At 35.1% G+C, this 19,808-nt stretch carries 11 protein-coding genes, 5 pseudogenes and 1 CRISPR repeat array; of the genes and pseudogenes, 14 read left to right on the plus strand and 2 right to left on the minus strand.

The genetic code is table 11. The annotated features are described in order from the left end of the window. The first annotated feature begins 17 nt into the window (after window positions 1-17). The 7 genes and pseudogenes from JCM21531_RS10240 (at window position 18) to JCM21531_RS25090 (ending at window position 7,371) form a co-directional block, all read left to right on the plus strand. Window positions 18-565: pseudogene (locus JCM21531_RS10240) on the plus strand (NUDIX hydrolase). 180 nt (window positions 566-745) lie between these two features. Next, window positions 746-1,375, plus strand: coding sequence for a stage II sporulation protein M (gene spoIIM, locus JCM21531_RS10245; RefSeq protein ID WP_038289537.1), 630 nt, complete (start codon window positions 746-748; stop codon window positions 1,373-1,375). A gap of 330 nt (window positions 1,376-1,705) precedes the next feature. Next, complete coding sequence (gene xerD, locus JCM21531_RS10250; RefSeq protein ID WP_038289539.1) at window positions 1,706-2,590, plus strand: site-specific tyrosine recombinase XerD; 885 nt, start codon at window positions 1,706-1,708, stop codon at window positions 2,588-2,590. A 155-nt stretch (window positions 2,591-2,745) separates the two neighbouring features. Further along, window positions 2,746-3,912: a phosphopentomutase gene (locus JCM21531_RS10255; RefSeq protein ID WP_038289541.1), complete on the plus strand. Its 1,167-nt coding sequence runs from the start codon at window positions 2,746-2,748 to the stop codon at window positions 3,910-3,912. A 31-nt stretch (window positions 3,913-3,943) separates the two neighbouring features. Further along, a pseudogene (locus tag JCM21531_RS10260) lies at window positions 3,944-5,244 on the plus strand (pyrimidine-nucleoside phosphorylase). Window positions 5,245-5,335: 91 nt separating this feature from the next. Beyond that, window positions 5,336-6,550 (plus strand): D-alanyl-D-alanine carboxypeptidase family protein, encoded by a 1,215-nt coding sequence (locus tag JCM21531_RS10265; RefSeq protein ID WP_094184776.1) that lies wholly within the window; start codon window positions 5,336-5,338, stop codon window positions 6,548-6,550. Window positions 6,551-6,718: 168 nt separating this feature from the next. Beyond that, window positions 6,719-7,371, plus strand: a pseudogene (locus tag JCM21531_RS25090) (LysE family transporter). Window positions 7,372-7,489: 118 nt separating this feature from the next. Here JCM21531_RS25090 and JCM21531_RS10275 read toward each other — a convergent pair. After that, complete coding sequence (locus tag JCM21531_RS10275; protein ID WP_038289543.1) at window positions 7,490-10,150, minus strand: hypothetical protein; 2,661 nt, start codon at window positions 10,148-10,150, stop codon at window positions 7,490-7,492. Window positions 10,151-10,970: 820 nt separating this feature from the next. Further along, window positions 10,971-11,102, minus strand: a complete 132-nt coding sequence (locus tag JCM21531_RS23780) for a hypothetical protein (protein ID WP_279379034.1) — start codon at window positions 11,100-11,102, stop codon at window positions 10,971-10,973. 594 nt (window positions 11,103-11,696) lie between these two features. Here JCM21531_RS23780 and JCM21531_RS10285 point away from each other — a divergent pair. The 7 genes and pseudogenes from JCM21531_RS10285 (at window position 11,697) to cas2 (ending at window position 19,273) form a co-directional block, all read left to right on the plus strand. Continuing rightward, on the plus strand, window positions 11,697-13,907 hold the full coding sequence (locus tag JCM21531_RS10285) for a CRISPR-associated helicase/endonuclease Cas3 (RefSeq protein WP_038289548.1): 2,211 nt from the start codon (window positions 11,697-11,699) through the stop codon (window positions 13,905-13,907). A 24-nt stretch (window positions 13,908-13,931) separates the two neighbouring features. Beyond that, a pseudogene (cas5c, locus tag JCM21531_RS10290) lies at window positions 13,932-14,578 on the plus strand (type I-C CRISPR-associated protein Cas5c). After that, window positions 14,575-16,404: a type I-C CRISPR-associated protein Cas8c/Csd1 gene (gene cas8c / locus JCM21531_RS10295; RefSeq protein WP_038289550.1), complete on the plus strand. Its 1,830-nt coding sequence runs from the start codon at window positions 14,575-14,577 to the stop codon at window positions 16,402-16,404. Before cas5c ends, cas8c begins: the two are co-directional and overlap by 4 nt. Further along, window positions 16,401-17,261 (plus strand): type I-C CRISPR-associated protein Cas7/Csd2, encoded by an 861-nt coding sequence (cas7c, locus tag JCM21531_RS10300; protein WP_038289552.1) that lies wholly within the window; start codon window positions 16,401-16,403, stop codon window positions 17,259-17,261. Before cas8c ends, cas7c begins: the two co-directional genes overlap by 4 nt. After that, window positions 17,258-17,943 (plus strand): annotated as a pseudogene (gene cas4, locus JCM21531_RS10305) (CRISPR-associated protein Cas4). Before cas7c ends, cas4 begins: the two are co-directional and overlap by 4 nt. After that, window positions 17,940-18,971 (plus strand): type I-C CRISPR-associated endonuclease Cas1c, encoded by a 1,032-nt coding sequence (cas1c, locus tag JCM21531_RS10310; protein ID WP_038289553.1) that lies wholly within the window; start codon window positions 17,940-17,942, stop codon window positions 18,969-18,971. Before cas4 ends, cas1c begins: the two are co-directional and overlap by 4 nt. A gap of 11 nt (window positions 18,972-18,982) precedes the next feature. Further along, a complete protein-coding gene (gene cas2, locus JCM21531_RS10315) occupies window positions 18,983-19,273 on the plus strand; it encodes a CRISPR-associated endonuclease Cas2 (protein WP_038289554.1) in 291 nt (96 codons plus the stop codon). Between the two features lie 171 nt (window positions 19,274-19,444). After that, window positions 19,445-19,745: direct repeats of the CRISPR family, unit length 32 nt; unit sequence GTCGCGCCCCGTGCGGGCGTGTGGATTGAAAC. Window positions 19,746-19,808 lie beyond the last annotated feature (63 nt).

The following is a 19,808-nucleotide window of genomic DNA, read 5'->3' on the forward strand; positions in this document are numbered from 1 at the left end:
TAGGAGGAGACATATTAATGAATTATGAAGAAAAAACCATATCGAAAAAGAGTGTTTACAGCGGCAATATAATAAGCGTAGAAAGCGTTAATGTATTGCTTCCTAACGGAAAGGAAGCTCCCGCGATGTGGTTTTGCACCCGGGAGCATCGGTTGTTATACCCATAAACGATAATAATGAGATTTATATGGTAAGACAATACAGAAAGCCTGTTGAAAAAGAACTGCTTGAGTTGCCTGCCGGAAAGCTGGACAAGGGCGAGGACCCCGGAGTTTGTGCAAAGAGGGAGTTAAAAGAGGAAACGGGACTCGAAGCTGATAAAATAAAGCATATTTTAAGTTTTTACTCGGCACCGGGCTTTACCAATGAAATATTACATATATATGCTGCTGTCGGACTTCATGAGGGAGAAGCTTGTGCCGATGAGGATGAGTTTATTTCCACTAAAAAGGTTCCGGTAGATAAGCTTGTGGAAATGGTTCTAAACCATGAAATAACCGATGCCAAATCCATAATAGGCATATTTTTGGCAGAGAAGATAGTAAAAGGGGAAATAAAAATATAGGACAAGAATGAATAGTTTAAAAGTCAATCTTATAGACCAGCTGTTGTTTTTAAGTAAAGTTTACAATACATTTTGATGTATTGTAATTTTTTTTTTTATTCTACAGCATAGAATCTTTAATGTAAAAGGCAATTGCCTGACAGTATCTAAACTTAGCAAAAAAAACTTAGAGGGGATAAAATGATAAAGAAAATACATGAGGTCTTAACTTCGCATATAAAAAACAACATAAACACATATTTTTTTCTTCTGCTGATGTATATTGGGGGAATATCCGCAGGAGCTTTTACTGTTAATGGATTAAGCTCACTACAAAGAAACGAACTGATAAATTACTTTCAAGGATTCTTAGAACTTTTTAAACATCAATGGGTTGACAGCAACGAAATATTAAGAATCTCCATTATGGATAACGCAAGACTGGTAATTGCCTTATGGGTTTTGGGAGTAACTATCATCGGTATACCTTTTATATATCTTCTTATTGGTATAAGAGGATTTATTACCGGATTTACATCGGGCTTTATAATATACATTATAGGGCTGAAAGGTGCTGTATTTACATTACTGACAATTCTCCCTAAGGAAATAATCACGGTTCCGTGTATTATTGCTCTCGGGGTAAACGGTATCAAATTTTCGCTTAATATTGTAAAGAACAAATCAGCCAAGCAAATATCGAAAGACAGCCTTAAAACAAACTTTGTTGCTTACTGCTTTGTTACTTTGTTTTTTTCGTGCCTTATGCTTGCGGGAATACTGGTGGAGGCCTATATTTCACCGGTATTTATGAGAATGATGATTTCTTGAACCGTATTGTTTACATACAACAGTACTGCTAAAAAAAATCGATATAGTTCATGGTTATAATTGCATAAATACTATTATATTGTAAGTTATGCACAAAAAAAAAACAAGAAAATTATTCAATGTACCGAATTATTCTACATAACATGGGAAAATATTGCATTGTAACTAGAAATTCTTATATAATGTAAAGGATGAGTAAAATATTGTTAACTGAAATACTTCAAAATAGCGGTGTTAGACGTTGAGAAGCAATATGATTTTATGTATTGATAGCATGCTAAATTTTAATATTTAAAATAAATTTTGTATATAAGAAGGAGTAGAATGCTAATGGAAGAATTGGTGTTGGATTTTCTGGATTTTCTGAAAAATGATAAACGATTGTCTCTTAATACTTTGCAATCTTATAAAAGAGACATAGAGCAGTACATTACATATTTAAAGGATATGAAGGTTCAAAATATTGCAAATACGAATAAAACTACTGTTATAGCATATCTTTTGCACTTACAAAAAAAAGGCAGGGCTACTTCTACCATATCCCGCAATCTTGCATCGATAAGGTCATTTTATCAATACCTAACCAAAAAGGGGATAATATCTCAGGATCCCACAGAAAATCTGGAGTCGCCTAAAGTAGAAAAGAAACTTCCGCAGATTCTCTCGACAAAAGAAGTGGAGCTTCTTTTGGATCAGCCAAAGTGTGATGATTTAAAGGGGTACAGAGACAAGGCGATGCTTGAACTCCTTTACGCTACGGGAATAAGGGTGTCAGAGCTTATTTCCCTTGATTTGGAGGATGTAAACCTTGAAATGCAATTTATAAGATGTAACAAAGGAGCAAGGGAAAGAATTATACCAATCGGTTCACTATCTGTAAATGCCCTGAGCGAATACTTGTCGAAATCAAGAAATCTTTTGATACAAAGACCTGATGAAAAAGCTCTGTTTGTTAATGTAAACGGAAAAAGGCTGACCAGGCAGGGATTCTGGAAGATAATAAAGCAGTATAAGAATCAGGCTAAAATCAACAAAGACATAACTCCACATACTCTTAGGCATTCCTTTGCTGCACATCTTCTTGAAAACGGTGCAGATTTAAGGTCAATACAGGAAATGCTCGGACATTCCGACATTTCGTCAACACAGGTTTATGCGCAGCTTGCAAAAAATCGAATAAAGGAAATCTATAAAAAAACTCATCCGAGAGCGTGATTAAACAAATTTAAACAAAAAAAGAATGATTTATTAAACTTAATATTTGTAATATAATAAAAAGGTGGGATAAAAATATCCTGCCTTTCTTATTTTACCTCTTGGAGTGAAATGAAAGAGGCAAACCTTTATTAAAATCAAAGGAGAAGGAAGCTATGAAAAGAGCTATAATAATTGTTTTGGACAGTGTAGGCATGGGAGAGCTTCCCGACGCAATAAAATACGGTGATGTAGGCAGCAACACTTTAGGAAATATTGCTAAAAATTTACCGGACTTTAGTCTTCCAAATCTTGAATCGCTGGGACTGGGAAATATTGACGGCATGACAGGTTATAAGCCTTCAAAAAATCCTATCGGCTGCTACGGAAGAATGGCAGAAAAATCTGCAGGCAAGGACACAACAACGGGACATTGGGAGATTGCCGGTCTAATATTGGATAAACCCTTTCCGGTATATCCAAATGGCTTTCCCGAGGATGTGATAAAAAAATTTGAAGATAGTATAGGAACAAGGACTTTGGGAAATGTTGCGGCTTCAGGGACAGAGATAATCAAGCTGTTAGGAGATGAGCATGTAAAGACAGGATATCCAATTGTGTACACATCTGCCGACAGTGTGTTTCAAATAGCGGCCCATGAGGATGTAGTACCGGTGGAAAAGCTCTATGATATGTGCCGGACGGCAAGAAAAATTCTTGCCGGAGAACATGCTGTAGGACGAGTAATTGCAAGGCCCTTTATCGGTGAGTCCGGAAACTACAAAAGGACTGACAGGAGAAAAGACTTCTCCCTTGACCCTGTAGGAAAAACTCTCTTGGACTATGCTGTTGAAAGCGGATACAAAGTTAAAGCGGTTGGCAAAATTGAGGATATATTTAATAATAACGGCATTACTGATTCTGTACATATACATGACAACATGGATGGAGTGGACAGAACGCTTGAATATATGAAGGATGACTTTGAGGGAATTCTTTTTACAAATCTTGTAGACTTTGACATGATCTATGGACATCGCAACAATATTGAGGGTTATGCCAATGCTTTAAGGGAGTTTGACCGAAGAGTTCCTGAAATATTAGGGCAATTGGCGGAAGATGACCTTCTTATTATAACTGCGGACCACGGCTGTGACCCATCCACGGAAAGTACCGATCATTCACGAGAGTATGTACCTTTGCTAGTGTACGGAAAGAAATTTAAGAGCAATGTAAACCTAGGTACCAGAAGTACTTTTGCAGATGTTGCAAAGACTGTTGCCCACTATCTTGGGATTGGCAACAGCTTAATGGGAGAAAGTTTTCTTTTAAGCATCCTGTAAAGCATTATGATTACTTTCGGAGGTCAAAATTATGAGAATGGTTGATCTTATAAATAAAAAAAGCGTGGAGAGGCTTTAACTGCTGCTGAAATTGATTATATTGTCCAAGGCTATACAAAGGGCGAAATACCGGACTATCAAATGTCTGCATTTTTGATGGCTGTATATTTTAAAGGAATGAACAAGGAAGAGACTGCAAGCCTCACTTTATCCATGGTCAATTCCGGTGAATATGTTGACCTGTCGATGATTGAGGGCATCAAGGTTGACAAACATTCCTCCGGTGGAGTGGGAGATAAAATAAGCCTTGTAATAGTTCCGCTCTGCGCCTGTGCGGGAATCCCAGTGGCAAAAATGTCCGGACGGGGATTGGGGCACACGGGGGGAACTATTGATAAATTGGAGTCCATAGAAGGTTTTAGAACCGAGCTTACAAAAGAGGAATTTATAAATAATGTAAATAAATATAAAATGGCTATAGTAGGTCAATCGCCAAATCTCACTCCTGCAGACAAAAAAATATATGCTTTAAGGGATGTTACCGGTACCGTAGACAGCATACCGCTTATAGCAAGCTCAATAATGAGCAAAAAAATAGCGTCCGGGTGCGATTGCATTGTTTTAGATGTCAAGGTGGGCTCCGGAGCTTTCATGAAGTCGGTGGATGAAGCGGTGATTTTGGCAAGGACCATGGTGGAAATAGGAAAGTCTCTTGGGAGAAAAACTGTGGCAGTTGTAACGGATATGAGTCAGCCGTTAGGACATGAAGTAGGAAACGCCAACGAGGTAAAGGAAGCAATAGATATATTGAAAGGATGCGGCGCCGAGGATGAGACGGCGGTGGCATTGATAATTGCATCCCATATGGCAGTCTTGGGCGGTGCCTTTTCCGATTATGAATCAGCATATGCTCAAATGTGCAAATTGATAGAATCCGGAGATGCCGTAAAAAAATTAAAGGAATTGATTAGTATACAGGGTGGAAATCCTGAGGTAGTAGACAATCCTAATCTTTTGCCTCAGGCCAAAAGGCACATAGAAGTTAAGGCTTCAACGGAGGGATATATAAATTCTATTAATGCAGAAGACATAGGTGTTTCGGCAATGCTTCTCGGTGCCGGAAGAAAGACCAAAAATGACAGTATAGACTTTGCGGCAGGTATTACGATGGTAAAAAAGGTAGGCGATTGGGTTGATAAAGGAGATACTCTGTGCATACTTCATACCAATATGCCGGACTGCAACAACGCAGAAGAGCTTTCTAAAAACGCTTTTGTCATAAAAGGCACAAAACCTGAGCCCGTTAAATACGTTCACTGTATTATTGATTAAAGGAAACGTACAAACTTTTTTAAATTAAGTATATATAGGCTTTTTCAAGCATAAAAATCTAATGATGATAAATGCTTGGAGGGGTCTTTAAGTGTTGAGAAAAGTTATAATTTTTGTTGTTGCAGCAGTATTTTTGTTAAACATAATGACAATATCTGTTCTTTCGGCTCCGGCTGTTGATGAGCCGGTATACGATGTCGAAACTGTTGCCGATATAATGACAAACACCAATGTATTTGAATTGCAAGCAAAAAGCTATGTTCTGATGGATGCTGCAACCGGTCAGATTCTTTTGGAAAACAGGAGCCATGAAGAGCTTCCCATAGCAAGTATAACCAAAATCATGTCCATGTTGCTGGTAATGGAAGCAATTGATTCCGGTAAAATCAACATGGATGATATAGTTACAGCATCGGAGTATGCTTCAAGTATGGGAGGTTCTCAGGCGTATATTGAGCCGGGCGAGCAGTATTCCGTAAAGGATGCTTTAAAAGCAGTTGCTACCCACTCGTCCAATGACGTAACTGTTTCTCTGGCCGAACTCGTAGCCGGAAGCGAGCAGGCTTTCGTGGTTCTCATGAACGAAAGGGCAAAGGAACTCGGCATGGAGAATACAAATTTCCTTGATTGTACCGGTCTTACGGATGAAGGACATTACAGCACCGCATACGATGTTGCACTTATGTCGAGGGAGCTTATTGTAAATCATCCGAGGATTCTTGAGTTTACTTCCATCTGGATGGATTCCTTCAGAAACGGAGAATTTCAACTGGTTAATACCAATAAGCTTGTTCATTTCTACGAAGGATGTGACGGACTGAAAACAGGCTTTACCCGTGCAGCAGGCCATTGCCTTTCGGCAACTGCCACAAGGAACAACATGAGGCTCATTTCGGTAGTATTGGGTGAGCCGGACTCAAACACCAGATTTGCAGAAACGAGAAAGCTTTTAGACTATGGATTTGCCAATTATGAATCTACACAGGTAAACAAAAAAGGGGAAGTAGTTAACGAAATCGAAGTTAAAAAAGCTTTAGTTCCCAAGATAAAGGCCCTTTACAGCGATGACGTAAAACTTCTTCTTGCAAGAGGCGACAAAGGAAAGGTAATTAGGGAGGTAAGATTGAAAGGATCCCTTACGGCGCCGGTGTCAAAAGGTGATAAAGTAGGAGAAGTAGTTTATAAAATCGATGAAAAGGAAATCGCAAAAGTAGATCTTGTATCCGACAGGGATATAGAAAAAACCTCCTTTGGAAAGTTGTTTATAACAATGTTTTCAAGCTGGTTTAATCTAGGAAGAAATTAAATAGTTCACCACAATAATCCGGCAATAATTGACCGTGTCAACCCAACTTGCAGGGTACACGGTTTTTTGCTTTTACTTGAAAAGTACTGAGAGTAGGATATAATTATAACTATATCCAAGAAACTGTAGCAACAGTAAATGGGGAATATACTAAAAGGGTTGATAAACATGGTTTTATTAGAAATATTTCTTGGTGCCTTTATTATAGGTTTCTCAGGTGCAATGATGCCTGGACCTATGCTTGGAATCACAATAGACGGTAGCCTTAAAAAAGGCTGGATAGCAGGACCACTGGTAGTTCTAGGTCACGGAATCCTGGAACTTATATTGATTTTTGTCATGACATTTGGACTTAAAAACTTCTTTTCCAATTTAACAGTTGCAGGACTTATTGGATTGTTTGGCGGTCTTTTTCTTGCATGGATGGGATATGATATGGTAAAGTCCTCTATTAATAAATCGGTTTCACTAAACAACCAAAAAACAGGGAATAATTCAAACATGAGAAACCTTGTATTGTCAGGGATATCTATAAGTGCAACCAATCCTTACTTTATCCTATGATGGGCATCAACAGGAATGGAATCGGTACGACGAGCTTATACTATAGGGTTAATCGGTGTTCTGTTTTTTATATAGGACATATTTTATCGGACTTTGCATGGTACACCGTAATATCCACTGCAATTTCGAAAGGAAAGAAGCTTATTAGCGATACTGTGTATTCTTCAATTGCTTTATTGTTAGGAATATTTATTATAGCTTTTTCCTTCTATTTTATAAGCAGTGGATGGAAGATGCTTTCAAGTAGTATGATGTAAAATATAAAAGAGAATGGCAATTATAAACTTTATAACAGGAGATGAAAAACCTCCTTCTCGGCATATTCTTGCAAGAAGGAGGTTTTTTAGTTATTCAGTCAAATTATTTATTGCATTCTTATTCCGGACGAGTTGATCTTTCTCTAAACAGTTCTTCTATAATTGGCAACTTCCTAAATCCACCTTCTTGTCCGTCTATTGCAAAGTCAGTTCGTTGCATTGTTATCGGTGATTGCTGTAATGAATTGTCGGTTACTCTTACCGTAAATGTTTCTACGTACTTATTAATAGGATTATTGGATGAATCTGTGTTAAATAGCTTAATTGTTATTGTATAAACATTACCAATATCACTGCTTGAAGGTATCCATTTTATGACATTGCCACTTTTTGAAATATTTGAACCTGCAGGGAGTCCGTTAACTTCGTATGAGAAGGAAGAGCTGTCGGAATCGTATACATAAATGTTTAGTGCTGTATTAGCCTTAACGTTTATTCTCGGATTATAGTTTGAAGCAGAAAGGTCTGTACCAATATATGGCGCTCTGTTGGTTGGCTGTGTCACATAATATTTTGCTGTAGGATCTCCAAACAATGCACATCTTTGCATGTCTAACTGATACCAATACAAGTTTTGATTTACACTTTCTCTTGTCAAAAGGTCTCTAAGTGCTACACCAATGGGCTCATTTTCTGCAATCTGGTCCCAATACTGATAGTCGGGAAGGAGGCCCCATGTGTCATAACTTCCTGTTACATTAATTACATAATCGCTATCAAAAAGATATGCTTCTCCCAAGTTGTCCATTGGATTTCCGTTGCTGTTTATATACTTACATGATGAGCAGTTAAAGAGGTTTATATAGTTTACTTTTGGGTTGATATTTCTTACTACATTATAATCAAAAGAAGTATCTACTTGATGTTGATCATTTGGATATTCATCTATATAATGCCTTACATTATTTGAATGGAAACATTCATAAATAAACTTATAACCTTTTTGCAGTTCCGAAACAAGAGTTTCACTTGATGAGAGGCTATTGTCGTAAATTGCATAGATTTCCTTGCCGAGTTTGGACATTGTAGTGTTCTCTTTAAATACGCTCCAATCATCATCTTTTAAAACAAGAGTTCTGGAACTCTGTTCCGGTGTTAAATTTCCCTGATTTATGCGGAAATTATGTAATTTATTAAGATATTCTGTGATTTTTAAAGACTCAGTGTAATAATTTCCGTTTGATGATCCTCCGGCTGAGATTCTACCGAAAAACATTTCGGGAGCATATTTATAAAGGTTGCTTGCTGTAGCTTCACTGTATCTTCCATTGCTATCCGGTGAACCCCAGTCGTCCATATCTGCATAAAAGAGATCTGAAGGATATACAGTTCCGGCATCATCACCGTTTGCCACCACAAATGCAGTAGGTATAAACGGATGGGAGCCAATTAACACAAAGCCTTCATAGCCTTTATTATAATAAGCTCTTATTACTTCTTTAAGTTCATCGGGAGTATCGCAGATATAGTCAGCATTCAGATTCAGTACATCATTGCTATTAGCAACAGTAATTATTTTTGTGTGATAGTTTTCTAGGTTTATAGTGTCATATACATAGGTGTGAACAGCATCTTTCAGATAATCATACCCACTATAAATTTTATCGGCTACAACCACAAGGAAACCATTGTCTACTTCAGCTATAGACATGTCTTTGCCGGGTTTAGTTCCACATATGAAAGCATCTATATCTACATAATTGCCCGTTGAATTTGGATTTCTATGACTTCTTACTGCAATAAGTATATCATGCTCACCATACTCAAGATCTGTTATTTTGAATATTTCTTGCTGATACAACGTTGTAGGAGAATATAAATCAATTAATGTCGGATAAGATATGTCATCAATAATAATTTCTGCCTTACCCATGTTACTGCCCTTTGATCCTATCCAAGTAAATTCCGTTCCGGTGAAGGTAAAGTAAATGAAGTCATACACTTCATCTGAAATTTTAGTTGATCCGCTATAATAATTTGAGTTGTAGTCTTCAATCCAATCTCCATAATAATCTATACTTGGATCATTTCCGTCTACATAAGCCAATGAATCATATTTAAAGGCATCTATACTTATATTACGGCCAGTTGAATTTGGATTTTTATGACTTCTTACTACAATAAGTATGTCATGTTCACCGTATGGAAGACCAGATACTTTAAATATTTCTTGTTGATAAAGTGTTGTAGGAGAATATAAATCAATTAACGACGGATAAGATTGATCATCAATATAGATTTCTGCTTTACCCATATCGCTACCCTTTGTTCCTATCCAGACAAATTCCGTTCCGATAAAGGAGAAAGCGACAAAGTCAAAAGTTTCATCTGAAACTTTTGTTGAACCGTTATAACAGTTTGGATCGCTAACGTCTCTCCAATTTCCGTAGAAAGTTAGCCTTGGATTGTTTCCGTCTACATAAGTCAATGAATCGTATTTAAAAGCATCTATATTTACATTATAGCCAGATGAGTTTGAATTCTTTAAATTTTTCACAACAATAAGCACTGTATGTTGACCATATTCAAGATTTGATATTTTGAATATTTCTTGTTGATACAACGTTGTAGGGGAATATAAATCTACTAACGGTTGAGACACATCATCAATATAGATTTCTGCTTTACCCATATTGCTGCCCTTTGTTCCTATCCAAACAAATTCCGTTCCGGTGAACTTGAAGTAAGCAAGGTCAAGAGAAGAAGATGAATTTTTCATTGAACCGTTATAACAGTTTGAATTATTAATTTCGCTCCAATTACCATAATAAGTTATACTTGGGTCATTTCCGTCAATAAGATCTGATGCTGCTGCATAAACGTTGGGGATTTCAAAGAGTGGAATAGGGAACCCTACAAGTCAAGACATAAAACTAGAGAAACAGATGTTAGCAACTTGATTTTTTTCATTTTTACTCCTCCTATTCTTTTGTGATTTTTTTACTTCCAAGTAAATACTTTTCTTTTGGAATATATCCTCTTCATGTCATTATTCATCCCCCCTTTCTAAGTAATGAAAATCAAAATAAAAACTTAGAATAATAGACATAAATTGTGAAAAAGATAATATCAGATACTATAAATACAAATTATATATTGAATAACTTTAATAGATAATCGCCCCTATAGATACAAAAACTGTTAACTATAGGAATTATATCATAACAATTACCATAGTTACAATTATTTCTTTGTACATGTATTGTGCAAAAATAAACCATATAGCAAAACGATATGTTGCAAAAAACCTCCTTCTTGACAAATCAATTCTTGCCGAGTAGGAGGTTGATTAGTCAATCAAGCTAAATATTTATTACATTATCAATTTGAGCGATTTGAATTCTTTCTAAGTATTTTTTCCAACATTTGCACCATTTTAAGTTTCCTTGATTTATTCGGAAATCATGCAGTTTATTGAGATGGTTTGCAATTTTATTTGCCTTAAGGCATAAATTCCCACCTGTTGATACTGCCTCAGAGATTCTACCGTGAAACATTTCCGGACCATATGTATAAACGTTGGCCTCTGTAGGTTCACTCTATACCCCGTAGCTATCCTTTTGTCCCCAGTCATCCATATCTGCATAGAATAGGTCAGAAGGATAAATGGTATAAAAACTGGCTCTTACAAATGCAGTAGGTATATATGGGTCAGAACCAATTAATACCAAACCAATATAACCTTTATTATAGTAAGCTTTTATCACTTCCTTAAGTTCTTTATAATAGGAAAATGCAAAATTAAATTATAAAATTATAACCTTAAATTATAAAATACATAGAAATATGTACTATAAATACAAATTATATATTGAATAACTATAATATATAAAGATTCCTTTAGATAAGAATATTGTTAACACAAGGAATTATACTACAATAATTGCCATTGGATCAATTATTTTTTTGTCTATGTTTGATGAAAAAATACTCCAATCAATAAACTTAATAATAATTTATCCAGCTTTCTTTTCTAGTTTCACGGTTGCATGACTTATCGGATTGTTTTGAGATCTTTTTTTAGGAAGATAGGATGGGGAAAAGCAAAGTATTAATGTAAATACACTCAAACTTAGTAATTTTCCAGCTAAATTTTAGGATAATATGAGTAAATTTTATATTTATTTAAAGTCAAAAGAAGGATTTTCATTAAAAGTTGTAGAATAAAATCAAAAATTGGATTTAATAGATTTATTTTAGAAAATTAAGCACTATAGTTTATAAAACATGATCAAATTAAATATGGTTTTTTGAGGTTAGGGGATATGTACTTTTATGCTCACACCACTGATACTAATGATAAAAATGAATGGCAATTGTTAATTAACCATTTGGAAAATGTCGCTTCAAATTCCGAAAAATTTGCGTCTAGCTTTGGAGCCGGTAGATTAGCATATGTTGCAGGTCTATTACATGATTTGGGGAAATACTCGATAGAGTTTCAATCTCGTCTTGAAGGCAGTAGCGAAAAAGTTGATCATTCTACCGCCGGAGCAATAGAAGCTGAAAAAAGATTTGGAAGAATGATTGGTAGAGTACTTGCATATGTCATATTAGGCCATCATAGCGGATTGCCAAATGGAAACATTGGAAAAGAGAGAAATTTATTATCACGCCTGTCAAAGACAGATATAAAAGACTATTCATACTACAAAAATGAACTCAATATACCAAATTTAAAGAACAGTGATTTATTGACTATTCCAATGCCTAAATCTCTAAACACTGATGCTTTTAGTAAATCTTTTTTTATAAGGTTTTTGTATTCATGTGTAGTGGATGCAGATTTTTTAGATACAGAGAAATTTATGTCATATGATAGATATAAATATAGAGAAACCAAATCAATAGATGAATTATATTATCATTTTCAAAATACATTATCAATGCTTGAAGATAAATGCAGGAAAAACCCTTCTACTATTAATAGTGCAAGAAATCAAATTTTGAAAAGATGTATAGAAATGGCCAGCGGGAAAACAGGTTTCTATACTCTTACAGTTCCAACGGGCGGAGGAAAAACATATTCATCTTTAGCCTTTGCACTCAAACATGCAAAAATAAATAAGAAAGATAGAATAATATATGTTATACCTTATACAAGTATTATTGAACAAAATGCAGATGTTTTTAGAAAAGCTGTAGGTAGTGAAAATGTATTGGAACATCATAGTAATTACGATTATCCCGATGATAGCTTCGATACATGGCGAAATGATGATAAAAAGCACAGATTGGCAACAGAAAATTGGGATATGCCACTGATTGTGACAACGTCCGTTCAGTTCTTTGAATCTTTGTTCGCAAATAAAAGTTCACAATGCAGGAAATTACATAATATTGCTAATAGCGTTGTGATATTAGACGAAGCGCAAATGATGCCCATAGACTATTTAAGGCCATGTCTATATGCGTTAGCAGAGCTTATTTCAAATTACAATGTTACTGTAATATTATGTACAGCTACACAACCTTCTATTGACAGGTTTGTCCCCAATAATATTGAAATTACGGAAATTATTAATAATCAAGATCAATTAAATAGGATATTCAAAAGAGTAAACATAAGATATATCGGAAATAAAAGTGATAATGAGATTTCATTCGAGTTATCTAAATTACAACAAGTATTGTGTATTGTGAACACCAGAAGGCATGCTAAAGAATTGTTTGATAAACTGCATACATTAAAAAAAGAAGGAACCTTTCATTTGTCAGCCAGAATGTGTCCTGCTCACAGGAAAATAGTATTGAGTGAAATACGTAAAAGACTAAAAGAGAATAAAGAGTGCAGAGTCGTTTCGACACAGTTAATAGAAGCAGGAGTAGATGTAGATTTTCCTGTTGTATATAGGTCAATGGCAGGAATAGATTCAATTGCGCAAGCTTCAGGAAGATGTAATAGAGAGGGGAAAAAAGAATCTGGTATGGTTTATGTCTTTGAACCTGAAATTTACGGTATGCCAAACAAAGGAAGATTTGAATTGTGCGCTTCAATTACAAGAAGTACTAGAAGAAAATTTGGAGACAATATTCTGTCTTCAGAAGCAATAAAATACTATTTTGAAGAATTGTATGATTATGAAAGAGAAAATTTAGATTCAAAAAAAATTTTAGAAGATATAAATGAGGGAAAGAAAGAGCTTTTATTTCCATTTGAAGATATATCTAAGAAGTTTAATATTATAGAAAATGATATGGTTACAGTTATTGTACCTTTTGATGAAGCTGCAAAGCAATTAATATACGAAATGGAAAAGAGTAAATATCCGGGGATGTATGCAAGAAGTTTGCAAAAATACTCTGTTCAAATTTATTCATTTGAAAAAGATGCATTAGTTAGAGCGGGAGCAATAAATGTGAAAAAATTGGGCGGGATTTATTGGGTTATTAATGACAGCTCATTTTATGATTATATTACAGGACTTAAGGATGCTATTGATGTAAAAGCACCCAATGAAATATTAGTATTTTAAACATTATTACCAAAGGAGGGCTATATGGGATACGGTATTAAACTGAGGGTATGGGGTGAGTATGCTTGCTTCACAAGACCCGAAATGAAAGTTGAAAGAGTTAGTTATGATGTTATGACCCCATCGGCTGCTAGAGGCATTATCGAAGCAATTCATTGGAAACCTGCTATAAAATGGGTTATTGATAGAATTCATGTTATGAAACCAATAAAATTCGAATCTATCGAAGAAATGAATTGGGAGGTAAGATTTCAGCCAAAAAAGTAAAGGCAGCAGTTTCAGGTAAAGAAATTGATTTACATCAATATATAATAGACGATAGACAACAACGGGCAACTTTGTTATTAAAGAATGTTGAATACATTATTGAAGCACATTTTGAAATGACTGAAGAAGCAGGAGATGAAGACAGCGAAGAAAAACACTATAATATTTTTCTTCGAAGAGCTAGAAAAGGGCAATGTCATATGAGACCATATTTGGGTTGCAGAGAATTTCCGGCATATTTTGAGTTGGTTGAAGGAGAAATAGAAAAATCATGTTTAGATGGAGAAGTAGATCTAGGGTGGATGCTTTGGGATATTGATTTTAAAAACGGTATGAGGTCCATATTTTTTAGGCCTAAGATGATAAACGGGATTATTGACACAAGAAGGGATGTGGAATTTTGATATTACAGGCACTTAGCAATTACTATAACACTTTGATAAATAGTGATTCAGGAGTTGCTCCACCGGGATACAGCAATTCAAAGGTTTCTCATATCCTTCTTATATCTACAGAAGGAGAATTGTTGGATGTCATACCTATATATAAGCCAGAAAATAAGAAGTTATTACCAAGATATATGATACTTCCACAAGAAGTACAAAGGACAAGCGGCAAAAAAGCAAATTTTCTATATGATAATTCATCATATGTACTTGGTATCTGCTTAAATGAAACCACTAAACAACCAATTGTAGATATTTCAATTGATAATTTCAACATATTTAAAGAGTTTAATAATAATAGGTTAAAAGATATAGATGACATAAAAGCAAAAGCATTTCTTAAATTTATAAACAACTGGAACCCTAGAAAATGGCAAGAAAATCCTATTATTTTTAATAAAGCAAATGAACTTTGCAGCGGATACAATATTGTTTTTAAAATTGAAGGTGAAGGCTTTTTGCATGAAAGTAGTTTTGTGAGCGAACTAATCGCAAAGGCAATTGATGAAGATAACGACAATTTTACAGCACAATGCCTTGTTACAGGTGAATTTGGAAATATTTCAAGAACTCACAATTTAATAAAAGGCGTTAAGGGAGCTCAAAGTTCTGGTGCTGCTATTGTCTCATTTAATAATGAATCGTTTAAGTCTTACGGAAAAGACCAGAGTTTTAATGCACCTGTAAGCAAAAAGGCTACTTTTGAATACACAACAGCACTGAATTATTTACTCAACAGCAAATTGAATAGTCTAACATTTGCTGATACTACTATAGTTTTTTGGGCTGAAAAGAAAGATTTAGATTCTAAGGAAGAAATAATATTATCTTGGTCTTTAGATCCGTTTGAACCTGATATTTCGGAAAATGAAAATGATGATAAGAAGCAATTTGCAGTTGATAGAACTACAGCAAGACAAGCTAAAGAAATTTTAGAGAACATAATGGACGGTATAAGTGTAAAAAACTCAGATTTCAGACATGATACCAAGTGTTATATACTTGGACTTGCTCCCAATGCTGCAAGAATTTCTGTTAGATTTTGGGAAGTAAATTCTTTTGGAGAAGTATTAAATAAAATAACTACACATTATAAAGATATCTATATTGTAGGTAGTAAAAAATTTGGTAACTTCATTCCACCATGGAGATTGCTAAAAGAAGTTGCTGCACAAGGGAAAACCGAAAATATACCACCTTTACTAGCTGGGCAATTGCTATACTCTATTTTAACTGGGGCTCAATATCCATATAATTTGTATACAATGGCATTGTCTAGGGTCAGAAAAAATAAGAGAAATGATGAAAAAGGCGAAACAGCAAACCCAATTTCTGTTGGAATTATTAAAGCGTATCTTATTAGGAAGTTCAGAACATACAAACAAAAAGATAAGGAGGAAATGATAACTGTGTCTCTTAATGAATCATTAACAGAAAATGCATATTTACTAGGAAGATTATTTTCTTTATTGGAAAAGGCTCAAAAAGATGCAATAGGAAAAGAAATAAACTCTGGTATAAGTGACAAATATTTTGGTACGGCATCATCAACGCCGGCTGTTGTCTTTCCAATATTGCTAAGGCTTTATAGACACCATAAGTCAAAACTTGATAAAGAGGGAAAAGGAACATATATTGATATCAAAATTCAAGAAGTTATGAATAAGCTTGAAAGTTTTCCAGCGTATCTAAATCTCGAACACCAAGGATTATTTGTATTAGGATACTATCATCAGAATCAAGCAAATTATATAAAAAAAGAAGATAAGGAGGAAATAAAATGAGTGATTTAATCAAAAGATATGAGTTTATATTGTTCTTTGATGTTGAAAATGGAAATCCAAATGGTGATCCTGACGCCGGTAATATGCCAAGAATTGATCCTGAAACAAGTCATGGAATTATTACAGATGTTTGTATAAAAAGAAAAGTAAGAAATTATGTTGATATTGCAAAGAATAATGAAAAGCATTATGAGATTTACGTACAAGAAAACGCAGTGTTAAATAATTTAAATAAACTCGCATATGATGAGCTTAAAATTCCTCAGGTGTCAAAAAAACTCCCTAAAGATAAGGAAGAGGCGAAAAAACTTACTGACTATATGTGTCAAAGATTTTTTGATATTCGTACCTTTGGAGCAGTAATGACAACAGATGTAAATTGCGGCCAAGTAAGAGGACCTGTCCAGTTTGGCTTTGCGAAAAGTATAGATCCTATTGTTCCTCAGGAAATATCTATAACTCGAATGGCAGTAACTAATGAAAAAGATGCTGAAAAAGAGCGTACCATGGGGCGGAAGCATATTGTACCTTATGCATTATATAGGATGGAAGGATTTATATCAGCTCCCCTTGCTAGAAAGACGGGATTTAATACACAAGATTTAGAAGTATTATGGGATTCCTTAATAAATATGTTTGATCATGACCGTTCTGCAGCCAGAGGAAAAATGTCAACCAGAAAGTTAATAATTTTTGAGCATTCTTCAGAATTGGGAAATTGCTCTGCTAACAAGCTTTTTGACCTCGTAGACGTTGAAAGAATCGATAGTTCAAAACCTCCTAGAAGTTATAATGATTACCTTATAAAAATTGATAAGACAAACTTACCGGAAGGAGTAAAATGCATTGAAAAATGATATATTCTGAAGACGATATTTTAATGTTATCGGGTATTCAACATTTTGCTTTTTGTAAACGGCAATGGGCTTTAATACATATTGAACAACTTTGGGCTGAAAATGAAAGGACAGTCGAAGGGCATTTTTTACACAAACGAGCAGATAATCCTTTCATTAGCGAGAACAGAAATGGTATAAGAGTAGCAAGGGCGATGCTATAATATCTTATACACTTGGATTGAGAGGAATAGCTGATGTTGTAGAGTTTTCCGAAGCAGAATATGAATCGCAATTTACAACTCGACTTAATAATTATCAAGGACTATGGAAAGTTACTCCAGTTGAGTACAAGAGAGGTAAACCCAAAAAAGATGATCGGGATACAGTTCAACTATGTGCACAGGTTATTTGCTTGGAAGAAATGATGAAAGTGAAAATTGAATTTGGAGAACTATACTATGCCCAAACAAAGCATAGACAGAGAATAGAGATTGATGAAAAACTAAGAATCAGAGTATATTCCTTAGCTGAAAAAATGCATGAAATGTTTAGAGAGGGAATAACTCCACCAGCTGAGGTTGGTAAGCATTGCTCAATTTGTTCTATGGTAGACTTATGTCAACCTAGATTAACAAAGAAATATCGCTCAGTTGCCAACTACATAAGATCAGCTTTTCTTGAAAGTGAGGAAACAGAATGAGAAGGCTTTTGAATACTTTATATGTAACTACTCCAGAAGCTTATTTAGCTTGCGAGGGTGAAAATGTTCTTGTGAAAGTTGATGATCAAATCAAGCTCAGAATACCAATACATAATTTAGAGGGAATCATTACTTTTGGTTATTCTGGAGCTAGCCCTGCACTTATAAAACTATGCTGTGAAAGGGGTGTTGCTTTTTCATTTTTAAGCTCAAATGGCTATTTTTTGGGCAGAGTAACAGGAAAGACTCATGGAAATGTTTTGTTGAGAAGGTCGCAGTATAGATGGTCAGATAATGAAGAAATAACTCTACGCTTATCAAAAAGATTTGTTGTAGCAAAGATTTTGAATTCTAGGGTTTGCCTTCAAAGAGCATTAAGAGATCATAGAGATAAAATTGAAACGTATGAATTAGAATTAACAGTAGATAATTTAAAAAGATTAGCAAAGGAAGTCGAAAATGTAACAGATATAGATGTGTTAAGAGGAATTGAAGGCGAAGCAGCTAAGCAGTACTTTAAATGCTTTGATATGATGATTCTTAATCAAAAAGATGAATTTAGTTTTCACGAAAGAATTAGAAGACCTCCTACTGACAAAGTAAATGCATTATTATCATTTCTTTACACAATTCTTTCTCATGATGTTGAAGCAGCTTTAGAATCAGTAGGACTAGATCCTCAAGTCGGTTTTCTTCATAGTGATAGACCCGGTCGAAGTAGCTTAGCACTTGATTTAATGGAAGAATTTAGAGCTTATTTTGTTGATCGAATGGTATTGTCTTTGATTAACAGGAAGCAAATCAATGGAAAAGGTTTTATTGAAAAAGAGTCTGGAGCAGTTATCATGAATGATGATACTAAAAAAACAGTACTAACGGAATGGCAAAATAGAAAAAGGGATAATATTACTCATCCTTACCTTGATGAAAAAATACCAGTTGGACTTTTGCCATATGCCCAAGCACTTTTATTAGCTAGGCATATACGAGGTGATTTAGATGATTATCCTCCATTCTTTTGGAAATAGGTGATAAGAATATGATGGTGCTGATAACTTATGATGTTAATACTACTACTGAAGCTGGAGAGAAAAGGCTAAGAAAAATAGCAAAACTTTGCATGAATTACGGACAAAGAGTACAGAATTCCGTTTTTGAATGTTTAGTAGAACCTCATCAAATGGTTTTATTAAAGAACATGCTTATTGATATAATGGATAAAGAGAAAGACAGCTTAAGGTTTTATTATTTAGGAAGTAATTGGAGACCAAAAATTGAACATATTGGAGCAAATCCAGGATATGATCCCGAGGGAATACTTATTACATAAAAGCGCGATACTGATGCTATCATGCTTTTATAGAAGTGTTCGCGATCCGGTATTTAAGGATAATTGAATCTATTTGCAATTCACTTTATTTATGATAAACTTTTTTTAAATATTTAGTTCGCGGTATTATAGTTTGAAAGCGTTCTATTATAATCATTTCACGTATGAACAGTCGCGCCCCGTGCGGGCGTGTGGATTGAAACATTGAATTGTTAATATAGCTTTGAATGGTTTCAAACCGTCGCGCCCCGTGCGGGCGTGTGGATTGAAACCGCAGTTGTCGCAGATAGCCATGTAATTGTTTTGGTCGCGCCCCGTGCGGGCGTGTGGATTGAAACGCCAACCAGTATCGACGTTTTTGACGCTGATACGGGTCGCGCCCCGTGCGGGCGTGTGGATTGAAACCTATTACATAGCTTTCTATTACTGCACCTACTGTTGTCGCGCCCCGTGCGGGCGTGTGGATTGAAACTACAAGAGCAAAGAGTGGAAGCGCAAGCGTAAAGTCGCGCCCCGTGCGGGCGTGTGGATTGAA

It is taken from the genome of Acetivibrio straminisolvens JCM 21531 (assembly GCF_000521465.1).
GTDB lineage: Bacteria > Bacillota > Clostridia > Acetivibrionales > Acetivibrionaceae > Hungateiclostridium > Hungateiclostridium straminisolvens.